This is a genomic window from Micromonospora pisi (genome assembly GCF_003633685.1).
Taxonomy (GTDB): domain Bacteria; phylum Actinomycetota; class Actinomycetes; order Mycobacteriales; family Micromonosporaceae; genus Micromonospora_G; species Micromonospora_G pisi.
Genome location: NZ_RBKT01000001.1, coordinates 1610132 through 1635237, shown reverse-complemented (window position 1 = coordinate 1635237; position 25106 = coordinate 1610132). Strand labels below are relative to the sequence as shown.

Annotated in this window: 21 protein-coding genes; 17 read left to right on the top strand and 4 right to left on the bottom strand. The window is 69.9% G+C overall.

The window, feature by feature from the left end:
• Positions 1-2139 carry a transketolase gene (gene tkt, locus BDK92_RS06190; protein WP_121155416.1) on the bottom strand — a complete coding sequence of 713 codons (2139 nt, stop codon included), beginning with the start codon at positions 2137-2139 and terminating at the stop codon, positions 1-3.
• Between the two features lie 269 nt (positions 2140-2408).
• On the opposite strand from tkt, the gene BDK92_RS06185 reads away from it, so the two are divergent.
• The 3 genes from BDK92_RS06185 (at position 2409) to BDK92_RS06175 (ending at position 4966) form a co-directional block, all read left to right on the top strand.
• Positions 2409-3380: a heme o synthase gene (locus tag BDK92_RS06185; RefSeq protein WP_121155414.1), complete on the top strand. Its 972-nt coding sequence runs from the start codon at positions 2409-2411 to the stop codon at positions 3378-3380.
• 333 nt (positions 3381-3713) lie between these two features.
• Positions 3714-4049: a hypothetical protein gene (locus tag BDK92_RS06180; RefSeq protein ID WP_121155412.1), complete on the top strand. Its 336-nt coding sequence runs from the start codon at positions 3714-3716 to the stop codon at positions 4047-4049.
• Between the two features lie 5 nt (positions 4050-4054).
• A complete protein-coding gene (locus BDK92_RS06175) occupies positions 4055-4966 on the top strand; it encodes an ATP-grasp domain-containing protein (RefSeq protein ID WP_121155410.1) in 912 nt (303 codons plus the stop codon).
• A gap of 146 nt (positions 4967-5112) precedes the next feature.
• On the opposite strand, the gene BDK92_RS06170 is transcribed toward BDK92_RS06175, so the two are convergent.
• A complete protein-coding gene (locus BDK92_RS06170) occupies positions 5113-6072 on the bottom strand; it encodes a COX15/CtaA family protein (RefSeq protein ID WP_211349105.1) in 960 nt (319 codons plus the stop codon).
• A 117-nt stretch (positions 6073-6189) separates the two neighbouring features.
• On the opposite strand from BDK92_RS06170, the gene BDK92_RS06165 reads away from it, so the two are divergent.
• Genes BDK92_RS06165 through BDK92_RS06130 form a run of 8 tightly spaced genes read left to right on the top strand, consistent with a single transcriptional unit; the run spans position 6190 to position 12924 of the window.
• Positions 6190-6963: a helix-turn-helix transcriptional regulator gene (locus BDK92_RS06165; protein WP_425462212.1), complete on the top strand. Its 774-nt coding sequence runs from the start codon at positions 6190-6192 to the stop codon at positions 6961-6963.
• A complete protein-coding gene (sufB, locus tag BDK92_RS06160) occupies positions 6960-8390 on the top strand; it encodes a Fe-S cluster assembly protein SufB (RefSeq protein ID WP_121155404.1) in 1431 nt (476 codons plus the stop codon). Before BDK92_RS06165 ends, sufB begins: the two co-directional genes overlap by 4 nt.
• 55 nt (positions 8391-8445) lie before the next feature.
• Positions 8446-9588: a Fe-S cluster assembly protein SufD gene (gene sufD / locus BDK92_RS06155; RefSeq protein ID WP_121155402.1), complete on the top strand. Its 1143-nt coding sequence runs from the start codon at positions 8446-8448 to the stop codon at positions 9586-9588.
• A complete protein-coding gene (locus BDK92_RS06150) occupies positions 9588-9914 on the top strand; it encodes a non-heme iron oxygenase ferredoxin subunit (RefSeq protein WP_121155400.1) in 327 nt (108 codons plus the stop codon). Before sufD ends, BDK92_RS06150 begins: the two co-directional genes overlap by 1 nt.
• Positions 9911-10684 carry a Fe-S cluster assembly ATPase SufC gene (gene sufC, locus BDK92_RS06145; RefSeq protein WP_121155398.1) on the top strand — a complete coding sequence of 258 codons (774 nt, stop codon included), beginning with the start codon at positions 9911-9913 and terminating at the stop codon, positions 10682-10684. Before BDK92_RS06150 ends, sufC begins: the two co-directional genes overlap by 4 nt.
• 19 nt (positions 10685-10703) lie before the next feature.
• Positions 10704-12008: a cysteine desulfurase gene (locus tag BDK92_RS06140; protein WP_121155396.1), complete on the top strand. Its 1305-nt coding sequence runs from the start codon at positions 10704-10706 to the stop codon at positions 12006-12008.
• Positions 12008-12481, top strand: coding sequence for a Fe-S cluster assembly sulfur transfer protein SufU (gene sufU / locus BDK92_RS06135; protein WP_121155394.1), 474 nt, complete (start codon positions 12008-12010; stop codon positions 12479-12481). Before BDK92_RS06140 ends, sufU begins: the two co-directional genes overlap by 1 nt.
• Positions 12482-12507: 26 nt before the next feature.
• A complete protein-coding gene (locus tag BDK92_RS06130; RefSeq protein ID WP_121161711.1) occupies positions 12508-12924 on the top strand; it encodes a metal-sulfur cluster assembly factor in 417 nt (138 codons plus the stop codon).
• 69 nt (positions 12925-12993) lie between these two features.
• Here BDK92_RS06130 and BDK92_RS06125 read toward each other — a convergent pair whose 3' ends face one another.
• Together BDK92_RS06125 and BDK92_RS06120 are read right to left on the bottom strand one after the other, a co-directional pair.
• Positions 12994-16278, bottom strand: coding sequence for a penicillin acylase family protein (locus BDK92_RS06125; protein ID WP_211349104.1), 3285 nt, complete (start codon positions 16276-16278; stop codon positions 12994-12996).
• A gap of 280 nt (positions 16279-16558) precedes the next feature.
• A complete protein-coding gene (locus BDK92_RS06120; protein WP_246016851.1) occupies positions 16559-19864 on the bottom strand; it encodes a S8 family peptidase in 3306 nt (1101 codons plus the stop codon).
• Between the two features lie 134 nt (positions 19865-19998).
• On the opposite strand from BDK92_RS06120, the gene BDK92_RS06115 reads away from it, so the two are divergent.
• The 6 genes from BDK92_RS06115 (at position 19999) to BDK92_RS06090 (ending at position 25040) form a co-directional block, all read left to right on the top strand.
• Positions 19999-20637, top strand: coding sequence for a LysE family transporter (locus tag BDK92_RS06115; RefSeq protein ID WP_425462211.1), 639 nt, complete (start codon positions 19999-20001; stop codon positions 20635-20637).
• A 44-nt stretch (positions 20638-20681) separates the two neighbouring features.
• Positions 20682-21353, top strand: a complete 672-nt coding sequence (locus BDK92_RS06110) for an acVLRF1 family peptidyl-tRNA hydrolase (RefSeq protein ID WP_121155388.1) — start codon at positions 20682-20684, stop codon at positions 21351-21353.
• A gap of 32 nt (positions 21354-21385) precedes the next feature.
• The gene (locus BDK92_RS06105; protein ID WP_121155386.1) at positions 21386-21868 is read left to right on the top strand and encodes an Rv0361 family membrane protein; all 483 of its coding nucleotides are present in this window, start codon (positions 21386-21388) and stop codon (positions 21866-21868) included.
• 202 nt (positions 21869-22070) lie between these two features.
• A complete protein-coding gene (locus BDK92_RS06100; RefSeq protein WP_121155384.1) occupies positions 22071-23675 on the top strand; it encodes an ABC-F family ATP-binding cassette domain-containing protein in 1605 nt (534 codons plus the stop codon).
• A 327-nt stretch (positions 23676-24002) separates the two neighbouring features.
• Positions 24003-24230 carry a helix-turn-helix domain-containing protein gene (locus BDK92_RS06095; RefSeq protein ID WP_007462679.1) on the top strand — a complete coding sequence of 76 codons (228 nt, stop codon included), beginning with the start codon at positions 24003-24005 and terminating at the stop codon, positions 24228-24230.
• A 42-nt stretch (positions 24231-24272) separates the two neighbouring features.
• On the top strand, positions 24273-25040 hold the full coding sequence (locus tag BDK92_RS06090) for an enoyl-CoA hydratase/isomerase family protein (RefSeq protein WP_121155382.1): 768 nt from the start codon (positions 24273-24275) through the stop codon (positions 25038-25040).
• Positions 25041-25106 lie beyond the last annotated feature (66 nt).

Below are 25106 nucleotides of genomic sequence, written 5' to 3'. Positions count from 1 at the left end.
TCAGTTACCGGTGGTGGAGCCAGTGATCTCGCCGACCTTCGCCAGCGACGCGTGAGCGGCGGCGACGACGTGGTCGGGAGTAAAGCCGAACTGCTCGAAAAGCACGGTGTGCGGGGCGCTGGCGCCGTAGTGCTCCAGGCTCACCGTCTCGCCCAGCTCACCGACCAGGTCCCGCCAGGACATGCCGATGCCGGCCTCGACGCTGACCCGGGCGCGTACGCCACGCGGCAGCACCGACTCGCGGTACGCCGAGTCCTGCTCCCGGAACCACTCCTGGCAGGGCATCGACACGACCCGGGTGGGCGTGCCGGCGGCTTCGAGGCGGTCCCGGGCGGTGAGGCAGAGCTGCACCTCGGAGCCGGTTCCGATGAGGATCACCGCGGGCTGCGCGGTGGACGCCTCGGCCAGGACGTAACCGCCCTTGGCCACCCCCTCGGCGGAGGCGAGCGTCTCACGGTCGACCGTCGGCAGCGGCTGCCGGCTGAGCGCCAGCGCGGCCGGCCGGTCGGTGTTGGTGAGCGCCTGCCGCCAGGCCCACGCGGTCTCGTTGGCGTCGGCCGGCCGGATCACGTCGAGGCCGGGGATGGCGCGCAGCGCGGAGAGGTGCTCGACCGGCTGGTGGGTCGGGCCGTCCTCGCCGAGGCCGATCGAGTCGTGCGTCCAGACGTAGACCACCGGCAGCTTCATCAGCGCGGCGAGCCGGACCGACGGGCGCATGTAGTCGCTGAAGACGAGGAACGTGCCGCCGTAGGGGCGGGTGCCGCCGTGCAGCGCGATGCCGTTGAGGATCGCCCCCATGGCGTGCTCACGGATGCCGAAGTGCAGCGTCCGGCCGTACTCGTGACCGGGGAAGTCCTTGGTCGCGTACTCGGCCGGGATGAACGACGGCTCGCCCTTCATCGTGGTGTTGTTGCTCTCGGCCAGGTCGGCCGAACCGCCCCAGAGTTCGGGCAGCACCGGGGCGAGCGCCTCCAGTACCTTGCCCGAGGCGGCCCGGGTGGCGACGCCCTTGGCGTCCGCCGGCCAGGTCGGCAGCGCGTCGGTCCAGCCGGCCGGCAGCGTACGGGTGGAGAGCCGGTCGTGCAGCGCCTTGCGCTCCGGGTTCGCCTCCGACCACGCCTGGTACGCCTTGTTCCACTCGGCGTGCGCCGCCTGACCGCGCTCCAGCGTGCCGCGGGCGTGGGCCAGCACCTCCGGGTCGACGGCGAAGCTCTGCGCCGGGTCGAAGCCGAGGATCTTCTTGGTCGCGGCGGTCTCGTCGGCACCGAGCGCGGAGCCGTGGATCTTGCCGGTGTTCTTCTTGTTCGGCGCGGGCCAGCCGATGATGGTGCGCAGCGCGATGAACGACGGCCGGTCGGTGACCTCCTTGGCGGCGTTCAGCGCCGCGTAGAGCGCCTCCACGTCCTCGTGGTAGTCGCCCTGGTCGGCGTCGCCGGCCCGCCAGTCGACGGTCTGCACGTGCCAGCCGTACGCGGCGTACCGGGCGGCGACGTCCTCGCTCTTCGCGATCCGGGTGTCGTCCTCGATGGAGATCTCGTTGTCGTCGTAGATCAGCACGAGGTTGCCGAGCTTCTGGTGCGCGGCCAGGGCGCTCGCCTCGTGGCTGATGCCCTCTTCGATGTCGCCGTCCGAGGCGATGCACCAGATGTGGTGGTCGAAGACGGACTGACCGGGCTCGGCGTCGGGGTCGAGCAGGCCCCGCTCACGCCGCGCGGCCATCGCCATCCCGACCGCGTTGCCCAGCCCCTGACCCAGCGGCCCGGTGGTGGTCTCGACGCCGACGGTGTGACCGTGCTCGGGGTGGCCCGGGGTGAGTGATCCCCACTGGCGCAGCGACTTCAGGTCGTCCAGGCTCAGGCCGTATCCGCTGAGGTACAGCTGGATGTAGAGGGTGAGGCTGGAGTGTCCGGCGGAGAGCACGAAGCGGTCCCGGCCCGGCCACGCGGCGTCGGACGGGTCGTGCTTGAGCAGGCGGTTGAAAAGCAGGTACGCGGCGGGCGCGAGGCTCATCGCCGTGCCCGGGTGACCGTTGCCGGATTTCTCGACGGCATCCATGGCCAGCACTCGGACGGTATCGACGGCCCGACGGTCGAGGTCGGACCAGTTCAGCGGAGATGACGCGGGTCGTTTGGCAGCCACGATGGTTTGTGCTCCTAGGCAGTGGTCGGAACCCTCTGGGATGACCCTAGCGACCCGGGCTAAACGTGCGCCCGGGGATCCAGATGCCGATACTCTCGACCAGGCTGATTCGGATGTTCGAGCGCGTCATGGAGATGTGACCGCCCGCACCCTTGACGGGTCGCCCGGTCAGCCAAAAGGGCGACGCGTAGGCTGTCGCTCGGTGTGCTGATCCGTGCCGGTCGCCGCCGAATCCGATCTCCCGCCTCGATGCCGGAAGGTGGCAATCCGTGAGCACGATCACCGAGCGCCCGGTCGCCACCACCCCTGGCGGAACTCCAGCGGGAGATGTGCCCGCCGGTTCGACCGTTCGTGGCAGTGACATCGGCGCGGTGGTCCGGGCGTACGTCTCGCTCACCAAGCCTCGGATCGTCGAGTTGCTGCTCATCACGACCGTGCCGGCGATGATGCTCGCGGCAAAGGGGCTGGGATCGCTCTGGCTGATCGTCGTGGTGCTGGTCGGTGGCTCGCTCGCGGCGGGCGCGGCGAACGCGTTGAACTGCTACATCGACCGTGACATCGACCAGTTGATGCGGCGTACGAAGCGGCGTCCGTTGCCGACCCACACGGTGGCGCCGCGCAACGCGCTGATCTTCGGCCTGACGTTGGCGGTGGTGTCGGTCGTCCTGATGGCGGTCTTCACCAACTGGCTGGCCACGGCCATCACCCTGGGTGCGATCGCGTACTACGACCTCGTCTACACCATGTGGCTCAAGCGGACCACGTCGCAGAACACGTTCTGGGGCGGGATCTGCGGGGCGGCACCGGTGCTGATCGGCTGGGCTGCGGTCACCGGGTCGCTGGCGCCGGCCGCGTGGGCGCTGTTCGGGCTGGTCTTCTTCTGGCAGATGCCGCACTTCTACGCGCTCGCCATCAAGTACAAGGACGACTACGCCCGCGCCGGGATCCCGATGCTGCCGGTGGTGGCCTCGGTCCGTCGGGTCAACCTGGAGATCGTGATCTTCTCCTGGCTCACCGTGGCCACGTCGTTGGCGGCCTGGCCGGCGGGGGCGGAGTTCGGCCTCGGCCCGATCTACGGCATCACCGCGGTGGTGACCGGCGCGGTCTTCCTGCTCGAGGCGCACCGTCTCGAGGGGCGGGCCCGGCGGGGTGAGCCGCTCAAGCCGATGCGGCTGTTCCACTGGTCGACGACCTATCTGACGATTCTCTGCGTCGCGGTCGCGCTCGACGCGCTGATCTGAGCCAGCCGCGTCCTCGGGGGCGTGGTCACGTGTCGTCAGGTTCCGGATGTCTCGCTGTTCCCGCTGGGCAATCGATCAGTATAACTGAGGCAAATCGAGCTGATTGAATCTCATCTGGGCTCTTATGTCGGGAAACGCCCTTGCATCGAGGTGAGTCGGCTCGACTCAAGGGTAAACGTGAATCGTCCTGATTTGTCCGCGAATCATCGGCGTGTATAACGGATAAATGGGCATAAACCACCTGTGCTTCTCCTTAAGTGGAGAGGTAACTGTCATCACAAAATCCTGACAACTGGGAGGCGCTCCAGGGCGCCTCTGCTTAGGCTTCGCCCTATGGCAGATGGTTCCGATACGACGCTGACGAGCGAACAGGCCGCCGTGCAGCCAGCCCCGAGTGGTCTGGTCGCCGGCATCCGGACGTTCGCCGCTGGACACGGCGGCGCGAAGGCGGTCATCGAGTACGTCGGCAAGCGCGGTGCCCGCATCGTCCTGGTGGGGGAGGACGGTGTGTGGGGGGACCAGTTCGCGGACGGCACTGATGTCGCCCGACTGGCCTGCGAAAAGGCAGGGGTAGCAATAGAGAACGAATGGGAACGCGAGTTGATGGACCAGATGCGACCGAGCAACGACCTGTGGCGCTCGATGGCTCGACGCACAATGGCCCGTTGATAAATTTGTCCGAGAGTTACCGTGCGACCCGGGGAGAGCCCCGGGTCGCACTCGTTACCTGTGCCGAGTTGCCGGAGTTGGATCCGGACGACCGGCTGTTGGTCGGACCGCTCGCCGCCCGGGGCGTACGGATCGAACCGGTGGTCTGGGACGCGCCAGGGGTCGACTGGGCCGCGTACCGCCTCGTGGTGCTCCGCTCGGCCTGGGACTACGCGTCGCGCCGGGACGAGTTCGTCGCCTGGGCCGATACCGTGCCCCGCCTGGCGAACCCGTCCGATCTCGTGCGCTGGAACACCGACAAGCGGTATCTCGCCGAACTCGCCGACGCGGGCGTGCCGACGGTGCCGACCGAGTGGGTGGAACCGGGAGCGACCTGGCGGCCACCGACCGGCGGCGAGTACGTGATCAAGCCGGCGATCAGTGCCGGCAGTCTCGACACCGGCCGGTACGACCTCGCCGACCCGGCCCTGCGCGGGCTCGCCGCGCGACACGTCGCCCGGCTCGGGGCCGCTGGCCGGCTCGCCATGGTGCAGCCCTACCTGAGCGCCGTCGACACGGTCGGGGAGACCGCTCTGCTCTTCCTCGCCGGCCCGGACGGCCTCGGGTTCAGCCACGCGATCCGCAAGGGGGCGATGCTCACCGGTCCGGACCAGGAGACGGTGGAGCTCTTCCGGAGCGAGAAGATCACCCCACGTACACCGAGTACGGCCGAGCGGGCGACCGCCGAGCGGGTGCTGGCCGCTCTGCCGGGCGGCACCACCGAGCGGCTGCTCTATGCGCGGGTGGACCTGATACCGGGTCCGGACGGCACCCCGGTCCTGGTCGAACTGGAGCTGACCGAACCGTCCCTCTTCCTCGCCCACGCCCCCGGTGCCGCCGACCGCCTGGCCGACGGCATCCTGACCCGGCTCTCCTGACCCTTTCCGCTCCCCGGCGCTGCTCGGGGGTTTGTGCCCGTGAGTGCCCACCCGGACCCGGGTGGGCACTCATTCGGTGAAAGCGCGGGAATCGGGGTGCGCCGTGCGGGATGGTGGGCGCACGGAGGCGCTTCGGGCGCCGGACGTCAGCGGGAGAGGGCGGGGGCGGGCGTGGTGGAGGCGGCTACCTGGTCGGCGACGGTTGCCGGTGCGGCCGGCTGCCGTACCCGGGTGGCCCAGAGCACCGACAGGGTGGCCAGCCAGACCAGGCAGGCGCCGAGCATGTGCGCACCGACCAGGAGCGCGGGCAGGTGGGTCAGGTACTGCACCAGTCCGATCAGCCCCTGGCTCAGCTCGACCACGAGCAGCACCACCGCGGCGCGTACCGCGACCGCCGGGGCGTTCGCCGCGCGCAGGGCCAGCAGCAGCCCCACGGTGAGGCCGACGAGCAGGAACACCAGGTCGGCGTGGAACTGGGAGATCGCCAGCGGGTCCAGGCCGTTGCGGGCGGCGTCCTCGTCACCGGCGTGCGGGCCGCTGCCGGTGACCAGCACACCGACCACGATCACCGCGCCGCTGACCGCCGTGGTGAACCAGGCCAGGGTCCGGATCGGGCGCGGTACGGTCAGCCGTGCCGGCGCGTCGCCCTCGTCGACCCGGCGCCAGAACGCGTACGTGGAGAGCAGCAGCAGCATCGAGACGACGAAGTGGATGCCGACCACCCCGGGGTGCAGCTGCATCCGTACGGTGATCCCGCCGATCACCGCCTGGGCCGCGACGCCGAGCAGTACCGAGCCGGCGAGCAGCACCAGCGACCGCCGCCGGGGCCGGTACGTCAGCGCGGCGAGCAGCCCGGCGAGCGCGATGAACCCGACCGCCCCGGTGAGGGTACGGTTGCCGAACTCGATCACCCCGTGGATGCCCATCTCCGAGGTGGTGGTGTACGACTCGTCGGTGCAGCGGGGCCAGGTGGGGCAGCCGAGGCCGGAGCCCGTGAGCCGGACGGCGCCGCCGGTCACGACGATGATCACGTTGGCGACCACCGAGGCGAGCGCGAGGCGGCGCAGAAGCGGAAGGCTGACCGGAAGGCGGCCGAATCGGTTCACGGCGGTAATCCTACGTAGCGTAGTGCTGGGCCTCGCCGGGCACCGTGGCAAACCGGTGGTCCGGATCACTCGGAGTACGGTTTGCGGTCGTCTCGGGAAATACGTAACGTTGGCGTAGTGAAAAACATGGCGGCGCTCTCTGAGCACGACCCGGTGGCCGGTCCGGCCGCCGAGGCCGCCGTGTCCGCGCACGCCACGTCCATGATCGCCGATCGCACCCGGGACCGGGTCACCCACCTGCTGCTGGCCCACGGGGCGTCCACCGCCGCCGAGCTCGGCACCGCGCTCGGGCTGAGCCCGGCCGCGATCCGCCGGCACCTCGACGCGATGCTCGCCGACGGTGACGTGATCTCCCGCGAGCAACCCCTGCGCGGCCATCGCGGCCGGGGCCGTCCGGCCCGGGTGTTCATGCTCACCGACTCGGCGAAGGTGCGCTGCGGCACCCACACCTACGACGGCATGGCCACCGCCGCGCTGCGCTGGATCGCCCGCCAGGGCGGCCCCCGCGCGGTCGACGCCTTTGCCGCGGAGCAGGTAGCAGCCCTGGAGGCCCGCTGCCGGGCCGCCCTCGAAGACGCCGGCGACGACCCGCTGGCTCGCGCGGAGGCGCTTGCGGGCGCACTGACCGCCGAGGGCTACGCTGCGAACGCGTCCACGATCGCCACCGGTGGTCAGCTGTGCCAGCATCACTGCCCGGTGGCGCACGTGGCCGCAGAGTTTCCCCAGCTGTGCGAGGCCGAGACGGCGGTCATCTCCCGTCTGATCGGCACCCATGTGCAGCGTCTGGCCACCATCGCGCACGGCGACGGGGTGTGCACCACGCACATTCCCGCTCAGTCCAGGCGTGCCCAACCCGGTAATCCCGCCACCACTGTGAGGACAGATAGATGACCGAGCAGATCGTTCAGCCGATCTCCCAGGAGGAGCACCTCGCTGCCCTGGGCCGCTACGAATACGGCTGGGCCGACACCGACACCGCCGGGGCGACCGCCCAGCGTGGTCTGTCCGAGGCCGTGGTGCGGGACATCTCGGCCAAGAAGAGCGAGCCGCAGTGGATGCTCGACCTGCGTCTCAAGGGCCTGCGCCTGTTCGGCCGCAAGCCGATGCCGTCCTGGGGCGCCGACCTCACCGGGATCAACTTCGACAACATCAAGTACTTCGTGCGCTCGACCGAGAAGCAGGCCGCCAGCTGGGAGGACCTGCCCGAGGACATCAAGAACACCTACGACCGGCTGGGCATCCCGGAGGCGGAGAAGCAGCGGCTGATCGCCGGTGTGGCCGCCCAGTACGAGTCCGAGGTCGTGTACCACAAGATCCGTGAGGATCTGGAGGAGCAGGGTGTGCTCTTCCTCGACACCGACACCGCGCTCAAGGAGCACGAGGAACTCTTCAAGGAGTACTTCGGCACCGTGATCCCGGTCGGTGACAACAAGTTCGCCGCGCTGAACACCTCGGTCTGGTCCGGTGGCTCGTTCATCTACGTGCCCAAGGGCGTCCGGGTGGACATCCCGCTGCAGGCGTACTTCCGGATCAACACCGAGAACATGGGTCAGTTCGAGCGGACCCTGATCGTCGTCGACGAGGGCGCGTACGTGCACTACGTCGAGGGCTGCACCGCGCCGATCTACTCCTCCGACTCGCTGCACAGCGCGGTCGTCGAGATCATCGTCAAGAAGAACGCGCGCTGCCGTTACACGACCATCCAGAACTGGTCGAACAACGTCTACAACCTGGTCACCAAGCGCGCCGTCTGCCACGAGGGCGCGACCATGGAGTGGATCGACGGCAACATCGGCTCCAAGGTCACCATGAAGTACCCGGCCGTCTGGATGGTCGGCGAGCACGCCAAGGGCGAGGTGCTCTCGGTGGCGATGGCCGGCGAGGGGCAGCACCAGGACGCCGGCGCCAAGATGGTGCACGCGGCGCCGCACACCTCCAGCACGATCATCTCCAAGTCCATCGCCCGTGGCGGTGGCCGTACCTCCTACCGGGGCCTGGTCCAGGTGATGGAGGGTTCGCACCACAGCAAGTCCACGGTCAAGTGCGACGCGCTGCTGGTCGACACCATCTCCCGGTCGGACACCTACCCGTACGTCGACATCCGCGAGGACGACGTGTCGATGGGGCACGAGGCGACCGTCTCCAAGGTCAGCGAGGACCAGCTCTTCTACCTGATGAGCCGGGGCATGAGCGAGGACGAGGCGATGGCCATGATCGTCCGTGGCTTCATCGAGCCGATCGCCAAGGAACTGCCGATGGAGTACGCCCTGGAGCTCAACCGCCTGATCGAGCTGCAGATGGAGGGCGCGGTCGGCTGACGCCGCCCGCGTACGCCCCCAGCCGGACTCTCGCCAGAGAAGACTCAAGGAAGAGATGACTACCGAGGCTTTCGCGCCGCCCACGACCAAGTCGCAGGCGCTCCGCTCGTACGACGTCGCCGACTTCCCGGCCCTCACCGGGCTCGAGGAGGAATGGCGGTTCACCCCGCTCAAGCGCCTGCGGTCGCTCGCCGGTGACACCGCCGGCACCGGCGCACCGCTCGGCCATGAGGTCGGTGCGCTGCCCGACGGCGTCACCACCAGCACCATCGCCCGGGACGACCCCCGGGTCGGCAGTGTGCTCACCCCGTTCGACCGGGTGAGCGCGCTCGCGTACGGCGCCGCGCCCGAGGCGTACCTGATCTCGGTCGCGCCGGAGGCCGTGGTCGCCGAGCCGGCCGTGGTACGGGTGGTCGGCACCGGTGCGGAGAAGGTGACGTACGGGCACACCTTCGTCGAGGTGGGCCGGTTCGCCGAGGTCACCCTGGTGCTGGAGCACTCGGGCAGCGTGACGCTGGCCGACAACGTCGAGGTGACGGTCGCCGAGGGCGCGAAGCTGACCCTGGTGACGGTGGTCGACTGGGCGCCGGACGCGGTGCACGCACAGCACCTGAAGGTGCGGCTCGGTCGGGACGCCAAGGTGGTGCACGTACAGGTCTCCGTCGGTGGCGACCTGGTGCGGCAGTTCACCAGCGTCGAGTACACCGGGCGGGGTGGCGAGGCCGAGCTGTACGGGCTCTACTTCGCCGACGCCGGCCAGCACCTGGAACACCGGCAGCTGGTCGACCACAGTGTCCCGGACTGCCGCAGCTACGTCGGCTACCGGGGTGCGCTCCAGGGCGAGGCGGCGCACACCGTCTGGGTCGGCGACGTGCTGATCCAGGCCGCCGCCACCGGCACCGACACGTACGAGATCAACCGCAACCTGGTCCTGTCGGACGGGGCGCGGGCGGACTCCGTACCGAACCTCGAGATCGAGACCGGCGAGGTGGCCGGCGCCGGCCACGCCAGCGCGACCGGTCGTTTCGACGACGAACAGCTCTTCTACCTGATGGCCCGGGGCATTCCCGAGGCCGAGGCGCGCAAGCTCGTGGTCCGTGGCTTCTTCGCCGAGCTGATCAACAAGATCCCGGTCGAGGAACTGCGCGACCGGCTCGGCGACACGATCGAGTCCCGGCTGGTCAAGGCGGGATCCTGATGATCAGGATCTGTGCGGCCGAGGAGTTGCCCAAGGGGGCGGTGGTCCGGGCGGAGGTCGACGGCACCGAGATCGCTCTGGTGCACGCCGACGACGACGCCTTCTACGCCATCCGGGACGAGTGCTCGCACGCCTCGGTCGCCCTCTCCGAGGGTGAACTCGACGGGTGCACGCTGGAGTGCTGGCTGCACGGCTCCCGCTTCGACCTGCGTACCGGTGAGCCGAGCGGCCTGCCCGCCACCGAACCCGTACCCGTCTATCCCGTCGAGGTCCGCGACGGTGATGTCTTCGTCAGTCTTACGCCAAGCAATGGAGTTACCCCGTGAGCGTTCTGGAGATCCGTGACCTGCAGGTGTCGGTCAAGCTGCCCGAGGGTGAGCTGAAGCCGATCCTGGCCGGTGTCGACCTGACCGTGCGGGCGGGGGAGACCCACGCCATCATGGGTCCGAACGGCTCGGGCAAGTCGACCCTGGCGTACTCGATCGCCGGTCACCCGAAGTACCAGATCACCGGTGGTGCGGTGACCCTCGACGGGGTCGACGTGCTCTCGATGACCGTCGACGAGCGGGCCCGCGCCGGGCTCTTCCTCGCCATGCAGTACCCGGTCGAGGTTCCCGGCGTCTCGGTCGCCAACTTCCTGCGTACCGCCAAGGGCGCGATTGATGGCGAGGCGCCGAAGCTGCGTACCTGGGCCGGCGAGCTGCGGACCGCGATGGAGCGGCTCCAGATGGACCCGGCGTTCGCCCAGCGCAACGTCAACGAGGGCTTCTCCGGCGGTGAGAAGAAGCGGCACGAGATCGTGCAGCTCGAACTGCTCAAGCCGAAGGTGGCGATCCTCGACGAGACCGACTCGGGTCTCGACATCGACGCGCTCCGTGTGGTCAGCGAGGGCGTCAACCGGGTCCGCGACACCGGCCAGACCGGGCTGCTGCTGATCACCCACTACACCCGGATCCTGCGCTACATCAAGCCGGACTTCGTGCACGTCTTCGTCGGCGGCAAGATCGTCGAGCAGGGCGGCTCGGAACTCTCCGAGAAGCTCGAGGCCGAGGGTTACGAGCGGTACGTCGCCGGAGCCGGCGCAGCCCGCGCCTGAGAAGAGAAAGCTGCCAGAGATGACCACGATCGCGATCCCGCCGGGCATGCCGCAGTACGACGACGTGCCGCGCTTCGACGTGGACAAGGTGCGCGCGGACTTCCCGATCCTCGGTCGGGAAGTCAACGGGCACCCGCTGGTCTACCTGGACAGCGCGAACACCTCGCAGAAACCCCGGCAGGTTCTCGACGTCCTGCGCCAGCACTACGAGCGGCACAACGGCAACGTCTCCCGATCGGTGCACACGCTCGGCACCGAGGCGACGGAGGCGTACGAGGGGGCGCGGGCGAAGGTCGCCGCGTTCATCAACGCGCCCAGCGTGGACGAGGTGGTCTTCACCAAGAACTCCACCGAGGCGATCAACCTGGTCGCGTACGCCTTCTCGAACGCCTCCACCAGTGCGGCCGGTGACCCCCGGTTCCGCCTCGGCCCCGGTGACGAGGTGGTCATCTCCGAGATGGAGCACCACTCCAACATCGTTCCGTGGCAGTTGCTCTGTGAGCGGACCGGCGCCACGCTGCGCTGGTTCAAGCTCACCGAGGGTGGGCGGCTGGACGAGTCCGAGGTGGACGAGCTGATCAACGAGCGGACCAAGCTCGTCTCGTTGGTGCACGTCTCGAACATCCTCGGCACGGTCAACGCCACCGCGCGGATCACCGCACGGGTGCGTGAGGTCGGCGCACTGCTGATGCTCGACTGCTCGCAGTCGGCACCGCACATCCCGGTCGACGTGGTCGACCTGGACGTCGACTTCATCGCGTTCACCGGGCACAAGATGTGCGCGCCGACCGGGATCGGCGTGCTCTGGGGTCGGGCCGAGCTGCTCGCGGCGATGCCGCCGGTGCTCGGCGGCGGTTCGATGATCGAAACCGTGACCATGGCGGGTTCGACCTTCGCGCAGCCACCGGCCCGGTTCGAGGCGGGAACGCCGCCGATCGCCGAGGCGGTGGCGCTCGGCGCGGCGGTGGACTACCTGACCGGGATCGGCATGCGCGCGATCCAGTGGCACGAGAAGCAGCTCACCGCGTACGCGTTGGACGCGCTCGGGACCGTACCCGGGCTGCGGATCTTCGGGCCGGTGGTGCCGATCGGCCGCGGTGGCACGATCTCGTTCGCGCTCGACGGTGTGCACCCGCACGACGTCGGGCAGGTGCTGGACGACCAGGGGGTGCAGGTGCGCGTCGGCCACCACTGCGCCCGTCCGGTCTGTGTCCGGTACGGCGTACCGGCGACGACCCGCGCCTCGTTCTACCTGTACACCACCACCGCCGAGATCGACGCGATGGTGGCTGCCCTTGAGCAGGTGCGAAAGGTATTTGGCTGATGCAACTCGACCAGCTCTACCAGGAGATCATCCTGGATCATTACAAGCACCCGCACGGTCGCGGATTGCGCGACCCGGCCGACAAGTCCGGCCAGGTCGCCGAGGCGCACCACGTCAACCCGACCTGTGGTGACGAGGTGACGATGCGGGTGGCGGTGGCGCGGAACGTGCTCTCCGACATCTCGTACGACGGCATGGGCTGTTCGATCAGCCAGGCCTCGGCGAGTGTGCTGCACGAACTGCTCAATGGTCGGGGTGCCGACGAGGCGTTCGCCGTTCACACGGCCTTCGTCGAGTTGGTCTCCGGCCGCGGGCTGGTGACGCCGGACGAGGAGGTGCTGGGCGACGGGGTGGCTTTTGCCGGTGTCGCCCGCTACCCGGGCCGGGTGAAATGTGCGCTGCTGCCGTGGATGGCGTTCAAGGACGCCGCGGTACGCGCCGGTGTGGGCGTGAGCCCGGAGGTGAAGGCATGAGCGAGCGCAGCGAGGTGCTGGAAGGCATGAGTTCCGAGGAGACCGTGGGCGCGACCGGTGCGGCCGAGGTCGCCGCGACCGGCGCCGGTGACACCGGCGCTGGCGCGCCGGCTGTCAGCAAGGCCGCCATCGCCGACATCGAGGAGGCGATGAAGGACGTCGTCGACCCCGAGTTGGGCATCAACGTGGTCGACCTGGGCCTGGTGTACGGGGTGCACGTCGGTGACGACAACATCGCCACCCTGGACATGACGCTCACCTCGGCGGCCTGCCCGTTGACCGACGTGATCGAGGACCAGACCCGCAACGCGTTGACCACCGGTCCCGGTGGCGGTCTGGTCTCCGACTTCCGGATCAACTGGGTCTGGCTGCCGCCGTGGGGCCCGGACAAGATCACCGACGAGGGTCGCGAGCAGCTCCGCGCCCTGGGTTTCAACGTCTGAGCAGGTCCCTGTGCAGAAGGAGAGTGGCCGTCCGGCAGCGGACGGCCACTCTCCTTTGTCGTACGGGTGTCAGTGCGCGTACACCTCGAGCTCCCAGAGCGAGAAGCCGAAACCGGTGGCCCGGGTGAGGCCCTGCATCCGGACGTAGCGGGCCGAGGTGGTGGTGAAGTCGACCTGGTCCGTACCACCGTCGCCGGCGGTGGTCGACCAGACCGGTTGCCAGGTGGCGCCGTCGGTCGACACCTCCACCCGGTACGACCTCGCGTACGCCGCCTCCCAGGTCAGCACCGCCCGGCTGACCGGTCGCACCGAGCCGAGGTCGACGGTGATCCACTGGTTGTCCGACCAGGAACTCGCCCAACGGGTGCCGAGGTCGCCGTCGACCGCACGGGCGGCTCCGTTGCCGGACTGGGTGCTCGACGCGGTCACCGTACGCCCGGCGGCGAGGTTGGAGATGTCGTCTCCCCGGCCGGCGGGGAAGGAGACCACCTGCTGGTACGTCGGGCGGTTCTGCCAGGCGATCGTGGCGTGCTTGATCCCGCCCAGCGGCGACTGGATGATCGCGTCCGCGCACCACTGGTCCCCGGCCGAACAGCTCGCGTCGCCGGGGTAGGTGACGGTCGCCGGCTGGGCGGCGGCGGTGCGTAGCGTGTCGAGCAGGATCTGCCGGCACGCCGCCAGGTTGCCGTTGCCGCAGTAGGTACGCCCCAGCCCGCCCTGCACCGGGTCGCCGAGGACCGCGCGCAGGTCCTTGTCGACATAGCCCCACCAGCCGTACTGGAACGACGATCCCTTGTGTGCCTGGGCCTCGTTCGCCGAGGTCGGCAGGGTGGAGACGTCCCCGCGCTGGTGGCCGGAGGGGGACTCGTTGACCTGTTGCGCGTTCACCAGCGCCTGGTAGAGGTCGGCCCCGAGCGGGGCCTTGAACTGGCCGTTGACCAGCAGCGGCCACCAGGCGTCGAAGACCCGGATCGCGTCCGCGTGCTGGTACACCTTGGATCCGCTGGCCGTCTCCACCCGCAGGGCGCCCGCCTGCCGCCAGTTCTTCAACCGGGTCACCACACCCGCCAGGTTGGCGTCGGTGACCGGCTGGCTCTCCAGCACCCGGATCAGTTCGTCGAGCACCTCGACGCCGCGTAGGTCGGTCAGCCCGGCGCGCTGCACCAGACCGGTCAGCGAGGCCCGGTCGAACTTCTGCCCGGCGGCGAGCGCGGCCCGTACCGGCTTGTCCAGCAGGTCGCCCCGGTGCACCGCGCCGAAGCTGAAGTTGCCGTCGGCGGCGCCGAAGTCCTTGGCCTGCTTGTTGTTCCAGCTGACGTAGTAGTCCTGGTCGACCGAGTTCGGGTGTGCGGCGGCCGGCAGGTAGGTCGCGGTGTTGGCCGCCGGGTCGAAGCCGACCCACTCGTACGCCGGCTCGCCCCGCTGCGGCAGGTTCGGGTTCGCGCCGGCGGCCCGGACCGGGTTGAGGCCGGAGTTGAAGTACGCCGAGGAGTCGGAGTTGACGTAGAACCAGTTGAACGCGTACCCGATGGTGGCCGCCGCGTCCTTGAACCCGGCGGTGGAACCCATCAGGGCCGGGTCGTTGAACATCTGGAAACCGATCGCCGAGTCGGCCTCGTGCCGGTAGGTCGAACGCAGCGACGTGAACGCGTACGGTTGACCGCCGACCGTGCCCCGCCAGGCGACCAGCCCGAGTGCGGTGCGCCAGGCGACGAGCCGGTACGAGCCGGCCGGTGTGCCGTCCGCCACGCTCGGTGTCCAGGAGTTGACGTGGGAGAGCTCCTCCATCGGCCGGCACTGGCCCCGGAAGCGGTAGTGGTTGCTGGCCAGGGTCGGCGCGCTGCCGTCCGGGGCGCAGAGCGGGACCGCGTACGTGTCGGTGATGTCCTGGTTGGAGGAGGTGGCGCTCCAGGCGTAGTCCTGTCCCCGGCCGAGCAGCACGTAGAGGTTGATCCCGGCGAAGGCGGCGCCCCGGGCGCTGATCCCCGGCCCCTGCAACTCCTGCACCATCAGCAGTTGCGGGGAGAAGTAGCCGGTCTGCGGGCCGAAGACGGCGACCGGGTGCCCGGTGGCGGAATGCTCGGCGGAGATCACGGCCGCGTTCGACATGCCCCGGCTCGCCGGGGTGATGGTGAGTCCGGAGAGGGCGGCGGCGAGTTCGGACGGGCCACCGGTGGTGCTGGTCGCCGAACCGGTCTGGTCGGTGACGACCGGCTCGACCCGGGCGGAGCCGGCGTCGGGCAGCACCACACTGGGCGCGTCCGGCGAGGCGGCGCCGTACGGGAAGCTCTGCCCGTCGTGCAGCGTCAGCACCGCCTCCGGGTCGTTCTCGGCCCGGAACGCGGCCCAGACCCGGTCCCCCTCGCTCGTGCCGTACTTGGCCCGGGCGGCGATCCGGACCAGCGCCGACTGCATCTCGGTGCCGCCACCGCCGCCGAAGAGCCCGCCGACCACACCGGCGATCGCGATCAGGTCGGTCATCTGGAACGGCTCTGGGCCGCCCGCGTTCGTGATCGCGTCCAGGTGACCGGTGAGCACGTACTCGCCGGGACAGTTGCGTCCCGCCACGCAGACGCCGATGTACGCGTTGATCCCGTCGATGTACTCGCGTACGTCCTGGTAGAGCTGCTCGCCCCGGGGCCCACGCTGGCGTAGTGCCTCGACCTGGGCGGCCAGGTCCGCGTCCCGGTACGGCGAGTTGCGCCAGACGCTCTGCTCCAGCGCCCGGTTGCCGGGTGCGCCACCGGCGAACGGGGTGAGCGTGCCGCGCCCCACGTGCCGGAGCAGGTCCATGGTGAAGAGGCGGTCCTCGGCGCCGGCGTAGCCCGCGCCGTACATGGTGCCGCCCCGGGTGGTGCCGGTGACGTGCGGGACGCCGGTGGACCGGTCCCGGACGATCGTGACGTCGGAGCGGGGGGAGTAGGTCCGTTCCGCCTGGCCGGGTGGCACGCCGAAGGAGGCGTCGTTGAAGAAGTTCCCGATCTGGTCCTCGTGCAGCCCGGCGTAGCCGTACACCAGGTCGGCGTACTTGCCGAGTTGGTCACCGGAGTGCCGGGGCAGGGTGCCGAAGGCCTGGTTGCCGAGCACCTCGATCAGGGTGGCGTTGCCGTTCTGACCCGGTGGCAGGATGTCCGCGCACTCGCCGAGGCAGTAGTCGCCGGCCGCGAAGCTGGTGGTGCCGGCGCGGTTCGGGTCGGCGGCGCTGTTGGCGGCGGCGCTGTTCGCGAAGGTGGCGGGAGTGGGTTCGAGGGCGGCCTGCGCGCCGGTGGCCGGAGCGCCGAGGAGCGCGGCGGCGATCGTGGTGACCGCGACGGCGATGGCGGTCGTCCGTCGGTACGGGGCACGTCGGTACATGCTGATCCTCCTCGCGGTGGGATCATTACATGAAGAAGCTTCGGGTACCGGATGCTAACCGTTCACTCAGGACGTTGGAAAGACCTAACATCCTCGATACGTGACAGACATTTTTCCCTGGTCCGCGCCGGCCTCCCACCCCGGTACGCGACCAGCCGGGAACTCGCGGAGCAGCACGAAGAACGGCGACCTGACCGCCGGGGAGCCGGCCGGCCAGGTCGCCGTCGAAGTGGTGGCGCGTCCCGCGGACCGATCCACGGGACGCGCCAACCGGTGCTGATCAGCCGGCGTGGTACGCCCGGATGATCGTCTGCTCGATGCCGCTTCCACCGCTCGCGCCGGCCTTCACCCGGAGCGAGACGGCCTGTCCCGCCTTGACCGTCGGCAGTTCGGCCCGGTAGCCGTCGCCGTCCCGGTTCACCCGGGCCGAGCGCCAGGCGCCGTCGTCGGTCGAGGTCCAGACCTGGAACGACTCCACCCGCTGGGTCGGCGTGCCGTTCGCCTGCCGGACGTGGAAGCTGGCCGCACCACCCGTCGGGTGGTTGGCCGCGTCCAGCGGCAGCGCGTAGTCGATTGAGAGCAGCGGCAGCGGAACGCTGCGGGTGCCGCTCGGGCCGGCCGACCGGAACGTCCACGACGTGTTGACCTTGGTCGAGATCGGCAGGATCAGGCCGGTCTCTACGTCGAAGGTCAACCGGTAGTCCGCGGCGGAGCTGGGTACGGTGAAGTCGGCCAGCGAGGCCGCCCGCTCCTCGACCAGCTTCCCGTCCCGGTACAGGGACAGCTTGCGGTTGACCCCGATCGTCCCGGCAGCCAGGCAGTCGGCCCGCTGGTGCTGGTCGGTGAGCATGACCAGATCCACGTGCAGGTTGCCGCTGGTCCGAGACGGTGCGGTGGCGCAGCTGAACTCGGCGCCCGACGGGTCGTCGTACCAGTCCGAGTGCAGCGGCTGCCGCGCCCAGATCTTGGACTGCTTGCTGCCCGCCTGGTAGGCGCGGTCGCCTTCGGCGGCGGTCAGCCCGCCGTAGATCCCCTCGTCCTTCCAGATGTAACCGGGCGTGACGTAGTCGGTCCGGTTCACCGGCAGGTCGTACGTGCGGTTCTGGAGCACGAACGCGAACCCGTCCGAGGTGTAGCCGCTACGCCGCAGCGAGGTGACCATCCCGTCCGAGTCCATCTGGTTGAAGCGCTGGTCGATCCGGGCGAGCCGGGACTGCTCCTTCTTGGTCACCCGGTACGTCGGATCGGCCGGTACGCCCTTGTCGTACGCGTGGACCAGGTCGTAGTGCGCGGGGGTGCCCGAGTTGCCGGTGCTGTCCAGGGCGAAGCCCGAGTAGGACTGGAAGGTGCCGATCCCGGGACGCTCCATCGGCTCCACCGACACCTTCGACAGGCTGCCGAAACCGGTGGTGCTCTGGGTCCAGCCCAGACCACTGCGCGAGGTCTGGACAGTGGTGAACTGGGTGGTGCTGGTGGTGGTGGCAACCTTCTCCACCGTCGCGGTCACCGGCTTCGCCCGAGCCGGGTCCAGCGTGATGACGCGGTCGGCGGTGACGGCGATGTCCGGGTCACCGACGAGCGACCCCTGCTGGTTGTCGGTCTCCGGGTCGTAGACGGTGTAGGCGCCGGTCACCGCGTACCGGCCGGCGGGCACCCGCAGGGTGACGGTCTTACCGGGGGTGTCGAAGTCGCCGCCGCCGTAGACGGTCGGGTCGTCGAGGTTGGTCACCAGCAGACCGACCCAGTCCGTCGCGGCCTCCGGCTTGTCCCTGGTCGCGACCGTCTTGATCGTCAGGTCGTAGCTCGGCACCTCCACGTAGAAGCTCACCGGCGTGGTCGACACGAGCTTGCCGTGCGATCGGGCGGTGACGACAGCGGTGTAGAAGCCCGGCTTGCCGGCCAGGGCCGAGCGGTCGATCCGCAGCGTGGTGCCGGCGGAGGCGCCCCGCTTGAGACGTACCCGGGTCTCGGAGAGCGACGCGGTGTGGCGCGGCGCGGCCGATCCGGCGTGGTCGGTGACGGTGACGTCGAGGTCGAGGTCGGTGCTGGCCGAGTTCGAGTCACCGGTCCAGCTCAGGTTCGCGGTGCTGGACCCCTTCTGCGGGTACGGGAACGTACCGAGCGCCACCACCGGCTGGTTGCTGACCGGGCCGGAGAGCGCCCGTGCCGCGTTCAGCCGGCCGGCGCCGACGGCGTACCGGTCCACGTCCGGCATCGGGTCGGCGGCGCCGACCAGTCCGGCCTTGAGCCGCTCGGCGGTCCAGTCCGGGTGACGCTGGGCGAGCAGTGCCGCAGCACCGGCGACGTGCGGCGACGCCATGGAGGTGCCGTCGGAGCTGGTGTAGTACTGGTCGATGGGGTCGCCCATCGTGGTGCCGCTGGCACGGCCGGCGACGATGTCGACGCCCGGTGCCACCAGTTCCGGCTTGGCCACGTGGGTGTTGACGATCGGCCCCCGGCTGGAGAACCCGGCCAGCTTGTCGGCGGCGTCGACCGCGCCGACGGTCAGCGCGCTGCGGGCGGCGCCGGGCGAGGAGATCGCGCCGCCGTTGTTGCCGGCGGAGACCACGAACAGCGCGCCGGTCTGCTTCGAGAGGGCGTCGACGGCGAGCGAGAGCGGGTCGGTTCCGTCGCTCGCTTCCTCGCCACCAAGGCTCATGTTGATCACATCGGCGCGGGCTGCTGCCCACTCCATACCGGCGATGATCCCCGAGTCCTCACCGAAGCCGTTGTCGTCGAGAACCTTGCCAATGACCAGCCGTGCACCCGGTGCGACACCACGGCGCTGGCCGTGCGAGGCCGCCCCGGTGCCGGCGATGGTGGTGGCCACGTGGGTGCCGTGGCCCTTGTGGTCGACGGCGTCGCCACCCTCGACGATGAAGTCGGCCCGGTCGACGACCTGGCCGGCCAGGTCCGGGTGGGTGAAGTCGGCGCCGCTGTCGAGCACGGCGACCCGGGTGCCCTTGCCGGTGTAGCCGGCGTCCCAGGCCTCGGGCGCGGAAATCTGGGGCAGGTTGCGGTCGAGGTCGTTGGTGAACGTGGTCGCCTGGACCTTACGGTCGAGCCAGACCTTCGCGGCCCCCGCGAGCAGGCTGTCGCCGGCCGCCTTCGCGGTGGCGGGGGTCTTCTTCGGTACGCGACCGGCCACAGCTCCGATGCTCGACAGTTGCCGTACGTCGCCGAGGACCGCCATCCGGGCGTTCGCCTTCGGCTGGACGATCAGGGGCAGTTCGGAGGTGCTGGCGTCGTCGTAACCGTCGTGGATGAGCGCGGTGACGTCGAAGAGGGTCGGGTCGAGGACGGGGCCGATCTGCGCCGCCACGCTCGCCGGGATCACGTGTACGTGTCCGTCGGGGCCGCAGCTCTGCTGGACCACACCGTTCGGGTTCACCGGCTCGATGGTGACCCGGGGGCATCCGGTCCCGGTGATCTCGACGGTTACCGCGTCCCCGGTCAACAGGGTGACGGTGTACCTCTTGCCCTGGGGGGCGGTGCCCCCGTCGGCCAGGCTGGGGCTGCTCGGCACGAAGCCCGCCATGGTGGCGACCAGGGTTACCGCGGGTAGCCACCGCATTCTCCTGAGCATTCTGCTCCTTTGTGTACAATGGACCGCTTCGTGCGGCGCCGGTCATGATCATATGCACGGCAAGTGTTACTTGATCACGACGAGGGTGTTAAATCCGATCGCGGCGCCCCCGGTCGAGACAGCACAATGCGCTGGTGAACGCCCCAGTCGACGCCATGGTCGCCGGTCTGCTCGCCGGCTACGGAGTGGCCATCCCATTCGGCGCCATCTCCGTCCTGGTCGTGGCCCTGACCGCCCGTACCTCGTTCCAGGTCGGCGCCGGCGCCGGGCTCGGGGTGGCCGTGGCGGACGGGCTCTATGCGGGAGTCGCGGTGCTCGGCGGCACCGCGCTGGCCGGGGTGATCGGCCCGGTCGCCGGACCGCTTCGGCTGCTCGCGGTGGTGATCCTGCTGGCGTTGGCCGCCCAGACCGTGGTCCGCGCGGTCCGGCAGTACCGCGATCCGTCGACCCCGGTACGCGACGGCCGAGGTCTGACCACGCCGGTGCGGGCGTTCGGTGGGGTGCTCGCGCTGACCCTGCTCAACCCGACCACGATTCTCTACTTCGGCGCGCTCATCCTCGGCCGGCAGGCATCCGCCCCGTTCACCCCCGGCGACGCGGCCATCTTCGTGGTGGCCGTGCTGGCCGCCTCGGCGAGCTGGCAGCTACTGGTCGCCGGGGGCGGATCGTTGCTCGGCCGGGCGCTGGCCAGTCCCCGGGGGCGGCTCGGCACCGCACTCGGGTCGAGCGCGCTGATCGTGCTGCTCGCCCTGCGGCTGCTGCTCTCCGACTGAGCCCGGTCCCCCTCCCGGCCGGCCCGGTGCCGTACGGTCGGGGGATGAGCAGCCGACCCGCCGCCGGCGGCGGCCGGTGGGTCGACGTCGACCCGGTCCGGATCGCCCGGTGGATCGACGGCTTCGCCACCCGGCACGGTTCGCCCGAGGTCACCGCGACCGGGTACGGTCTCCTGCTCGCCGCGCCGGACGGTGCCAGTGCCGAACTGCACCATCCGCCCGGTACGCCGCCGACCGCCGGTCTGTCCAACTTCCTGGCCGAGGCCACCGCCGCCCGTCGACTCGGTCTGGTGCTGGCGCGTAAGGGTGCGGTGGCGGTCGGTATCGCCGACGGGACCGAACTGAAGGTATCCAAGGTGGACAGTCGCTACGTGCAGGGTCGCACCGCCGCCGGGGGCTGGTCCCAGCAGCGGTTCGCGCGGCGACGGGACAACCAGGCGAAGGCGGCGATGGCTGACGGCGTGGACCTGGCCCTGCGGCTGCTGCTGCCGGAGGTCGGCAGTCTCGACGCGGTGGTCGCCGGTGGGGACCGACGGGCGATCGACACCATCCTGGCTGACCGGCGGCTCGCCCCGCTGGCCGCGCTCCGCGCCGAACGGCTGCTCGACGTTCCCGAGCCGAGGCGTACGGTGCTGGTCGACTCGATCGCCGCCGCCCGGGCGGTACGGGTGCTGGTCCGCGATCCGCAGGGTGCGGAATCCGCCGGGTCCGGATAGCGCGCGCTGGGCGTACTGGCTACCCTCCCGCCATGGCTCCGCGCGCCCGTACCCGGTCCCGCTCCGACTCCGTCGCCGCCGCGGCGAGCCCGTGGACGAACCGGGAGGTACGCCGACCGCTGTTGGCGGTTGCCGCACTGACGCTGGCACTCCTGCTCGGTGGGCTCGGCATCGGCGGGTTCTTCCTGTTCCGGCCGGGCCAGGAGCCGGAGACGGCGGCCCGGATCGCGATCGACTCCTTCGTCCAGCGGCTGATCGCCGGCAACTACGGCGGGGCGTACGACCAGCTCTGCTCGGACACCCGGGAGCGGCTGGACCGGGAGCAGTTCACCGCCGACATCGGTGGCCGCCCGGCGGTGCGGTCGTACCAGATCGACAAGATCGAGAGGTCCGGCCGGACCTTTTCGATCAGCGTCACTCTGGCCGACCCGAGCGGGGCGAGCGAGGCGCATGTCTACCGGGTGGTCGAGGACCGGGGCAGCTGGCGGATCTGCGGGGATCCGATCCCGGCCTGAGTGCACGCCCCGGCTGACCTGTGGCTACGTGATCGAGTGATCATGGTGGCAAAACCGACGAAAGCTCAGCCGGGCGGCCCGGTACACTGGATGCCGTGCTGCTCTGCGAAGGCTGAACCGCCCCGCACCGGGGGGACGTCGTCCCCGCCGGTGCTTGCGTGTGCCTGAGTCAGCCTTCGACCCCGAGAGTGAGTCCCACGACATGATCACCGTTTCCGGACTGGAACTGCGCGCCGGCGCCCGGATCCTGCTCTCCGACACGACCCTGCGGGTCCAGCCCGGCGACCGGATCGGCCTGGTCGGGCGGAACGGCGCGGGCAAGACCACCACCCTCAAGGTGCTCGCCGGTGAGGGGCAGCCGTACTCCGGTGAGATCGACCGCCGGGGCGCCGTCGGTTACCTCCCGCAGGACCCGCGCACAGGCGACCTGCAGGTCACCGCGCGGGACCGGGTGCTCTCCGCCCGAGGGCTGGATGTGCTGATGGCGCAAATGGCGGAGATCGAGGCAAAGCTCGCGATCTCCCCGGAGGATCGTCTGGTACGCCGCTACGGCGCGCTCGAGGACCAGTTCGCCTCCCTCGGTGGTTACGCCGCCGAGGCGGAGGCCGCCCGGATCTGCGCCAACCTCGGCCTGCCCGACCGGGTGCTCGCCCAGACCATCGGCACCCTCTCCGGTGGTCAGCGACGCCGGATCGAGCTGGCCCGGATCCTGTTCCGGGACGCGGCCGAGAACGGCGGCGGCATCCTGCTGCTCGACGAGCCGACCAACCACCTCGACGCCGACTCGATCACCTGGCTGCGCGGGTTCCTCGCCGGACACAAGGGCGGACTGATCGTTATCAGTCACGACGCCTCGCTGCTGGAGGCCGTGGTCAACAAGGTCTGGTTCCTGGACGCCACCCGTTCCGTGGTCGACGTCTACAACGTCGGCTGGAAGACGTACCAGGAGCAGCGGGAGACCGACGAGCGCCGCCGCCGCCGCGAGCGGGCCAACGCGGAGAAGAAGGCCGGGGCGCTGATGGCGCAGGCCGACAAGATGCGGGCCAAGGCGACCAAGACCGTGGCCGCACAGAACATGGCCCGCCGGGCCGAGAAGCTTCTCTCCGGTCTGGAGGACTCCCGGGTCGCCGACAAGGTGGCGAAGGTGCGGTTCCCGAGCCCCTCACCGTGCGGCAAGACCCCGCTGACCGCCGCCGGGCTCTCCAAGTCGTACGGCTCGCTGGAGATCTTCACCGACGTAAACGTGGCGGTCGACCGGGGCTCCCGGGTGGCGATCCTGGGGTTGAACGGTGCCGGCAAGACGACCCTGCTGCGGATGCTCGGGGGCTTGTTGAAACCGGACACCGGGGAGATTCGTCCAGGGCACGGCCTGCGGCTCGGCTACTACGCCCAGGAGCACGAGACCCTGGACGTCGACCGGAGCGTGCTGGACCACATGCGCAGTGCCGCGTTCGAGCAGTCGGACACCGAGCTACGCAAGATCCTCGGCGCGTTCCTCTTCTCCGGCGACGACGTGGACAAGCCGGCCGGGGTGCTCTCCGGTGGTGAGAAGACCCGGTTGGCGCTCGCCACGCTGGTCTGTTCCGGCGCGAACGTACTGCTGCTCGACGAGCCCACGAACAACCTCGACCCGGTCAGCCGGGAACAGGTACTGGACGCGATCGCCCGCTACCCCGGTGCGATCGTGCTGGTCACGCACGATCCGGGTGCGGTGCTGGCGCTCAAGCCGGACCGGGCGATCCTGCTGCCCGACGGCGACGAGGACGCCTGGAGCGACGATCTGCTGGAACTGGTGGAGCTGGCCTGAGTCGGCCACGCCGACCACCCCGGCCGCGAGCGGCGGTCGGGTGGTCGGCGGCACGGTCAGCCAGAGCACGTGGTGAATGCGGTTGCTCTCCGCCGGCTGTACCGGAACGGTCGGTCACAGGATCGGCTGTACGGACATCGGCCCCCGAAGAACGCTCCCCCGACGCCGGCCTGCACCTTTCCCCGGAAGCGCAATCGTCCAATCGGGAAATTGACACTGCTGTGCGTGTCGGTTGGCGAAGAGTTGATATCTGGCGCATGATCGTTCGAGGCGGTCTAATAGGTGGGACCGTATCGAACCGCACAGTCTGGGACGTGAGGAATCAACATGGCAGCCACCGGCACAGCCACCAGCACTGAGAAAGGTCGCCGGATCGTCGGAGCCGAGCGTCAGACGCTCGCCAAGGACCTGGTCAAGCGGTACACGTCCGGCGAGAGCATTCGCGCCCTGGCGGCCTCGACGGGCCGTTCCTACGGGTTCATCCACCGGGTGCTCACGGAGTCCGGCGTCCAGTTGCGCCAGCGCGGCGGAGCTCGCCGTCGCAAGAAGGCGTGACCCGCTTCTCAGCCTGGCCCGCGCCCCGCGCAGTGGGGACTCATGGTGACCGCTGACAGCGGGGTGCGGCTGGAATGCGACGGGCCGGTGGCGACGGTGACGTTGTGCCGGCCCGACGTGCTCAACGCGCAGACGCCCGCGATGTGGCGGGCGATGCGCGAGTTCGCCCGTGACCTGCCCGGGAACGTGCGTGTCGTTGTCGTGCGCGGTGAGGGTCGGGCGTTCTCCGCCGGTCTGGACCGCGCTGTTGTCGGCGCTACCGGCCCGGACTCGTTCGCCGCGCTCGCCGGGTTGCCGCCCGAGCAGGCGGCGGACCGGATCGCGGAGTTCCAGGCGGCCTTCACCTGGCTGCACCGACCCGACCTGATCTCGGTCGCGGCGGTGCAGGGGCATGCGATCGGTGCGGGTTTCCAACTCGCGCTCGCCTGTGACCTGCGGGTGCTGGCCGACGATGCCAGCCTGGCGATGGCCGAGGTGACGCTCGGCCTGGTGCCTGATCTGGCCGGCACGAAGCGACTGGTGGACCTGGTCGGCTACGCGCGTGCGCTGGAGGTCTGTGTGACGGGGCGGCGCCTGGACGCGGCGGAGGCGGCCCGGATGGGGTTGGCCACGGTCGTGGTGCCCGCCGCCGAACTGGACAACACCGTGGGCGACCTGGCCGCGGCCGTACTGGCCGGGGACCGGAACGCGGTGATCGAGATCAAGGCGCTGCTCGCCGGCGCCGCCGGACGTTCCCCGAGTGATCAACAACGGGCAGAACGTGAGGCTCAGATGCGCCGTATAGGCGAACTGGCCGGGCACGGCGAATAATTATGGAAATTGTAAGGAGCAGTCGGGAAGAGATAACTTACCTCTCGAGTTGACTTAAGCGTCGTA

What these genes read in the sequence shown, in the direction of transcription:
- BDK92_RS06180 (WP_121155412.1), top strand. Translation starts at nt 3,714, where the DNA reads ATGGCAGATGGTTCCGATACGACGCTGACGAGCGAACAGGCCGCCGTG.
- sufB (WP_121155404.1), top strand. Translation starts at nt 6,960, where the DNA reads ATGACCGAGCAGATCGTTCAGCCGATCTCCCAGGAGGAGCACCTCGCT.
- sufD (WP_121155402.1), top strand. Translation starts at nt 8,446, where the DNA reads ATGACTACCGAGGCTTTCGCGCCGCCCACGACCAAGTCGCAGGCGCTC.
- BDK92_RS06150 (WP_121155400.1), top strand. Translation starts at nt 9,588, where the DNA reads ATGATCAGGATCTGTGCGGCCGAGGAGTTGCCCAAGGGGGCGGTGGTC.
- BDK92_RS06140 (WP_121155396.1), top strand. Translation starts at nt 10,704, where the DNA reads ATGACCACGATCGCGATCCCGCCGGGCATGCCGCAGTACGACGACGTG.
- sufU (WP_121155394.1), top strand. Translation starts at nt 12,008, where the DNA reads ATGCAACTCGACCAGCTCTACCAGGAGATCATCCTGGATCATTACAAG.
- BDK92_RS06130 (WP_121161711.1), top strand. Translation starts at nt 12,508, where the DNA reads ATGAGTTCCGAGGAGACCGTGGGCGCGACCGGTGCGGCCGAGGTCGCC.
- BDK92_RS06125 (WP_211349104.1), bottom strand. Translation starts at nt 16,278, where the DNA reads ATGTACCGACGTGCCCCGTACCGACGGACGACCGCCATCGCCGTCGCG.
- BDK92_RS06120 (WP_246016851.1), bottom strand. Translation starts at nt 19,864, where the DNA reads ATGCTCAGGAGAATGCGGTGGCTACCCGCGGTAACCCTGGTCGCCACC.
- BDK92_RS06110 (WP_121155388.1), top strand. Translation starts at nt 20,682, where the DNA reads ATGAGCAGCCGACCCGCCGCCGGCGGCGGCCGGTGGGTCGACGTCGAC.
- BDK92_RS06105 (WP_121155386.1), top strand. Translation starts at nt 21,386, where the DNA reads ATGGCTCCGCGCGCCCGTACCCGGTCCCGCTCCGACTCCGTCGCCGCC.
- BDK92_RS06100 (WP_121155384.1), top strand. Translation starts at nt 22,071, where the DNA reads ATGATCACCGTTTCCGGACTGGAACTGCGCGCCGGCGCCCGGATCCTG.
- BDK92_RS06095 (WP_007462679.1), top strand. Translation starts at nt 24,003, where the DNA reads ATGGCAGCCACCGGCACAGCCACCAGCACTGAGAAAGGTCGCCGGATC.
- BDK92_RS06090 (WP_121155382.1), top strand. Translation starts at nt 24,273, where the DNA reads ATGGTGACCGCTGACAGCGGGGTGCGGCTGGAATGCGACGGGCCGGTG.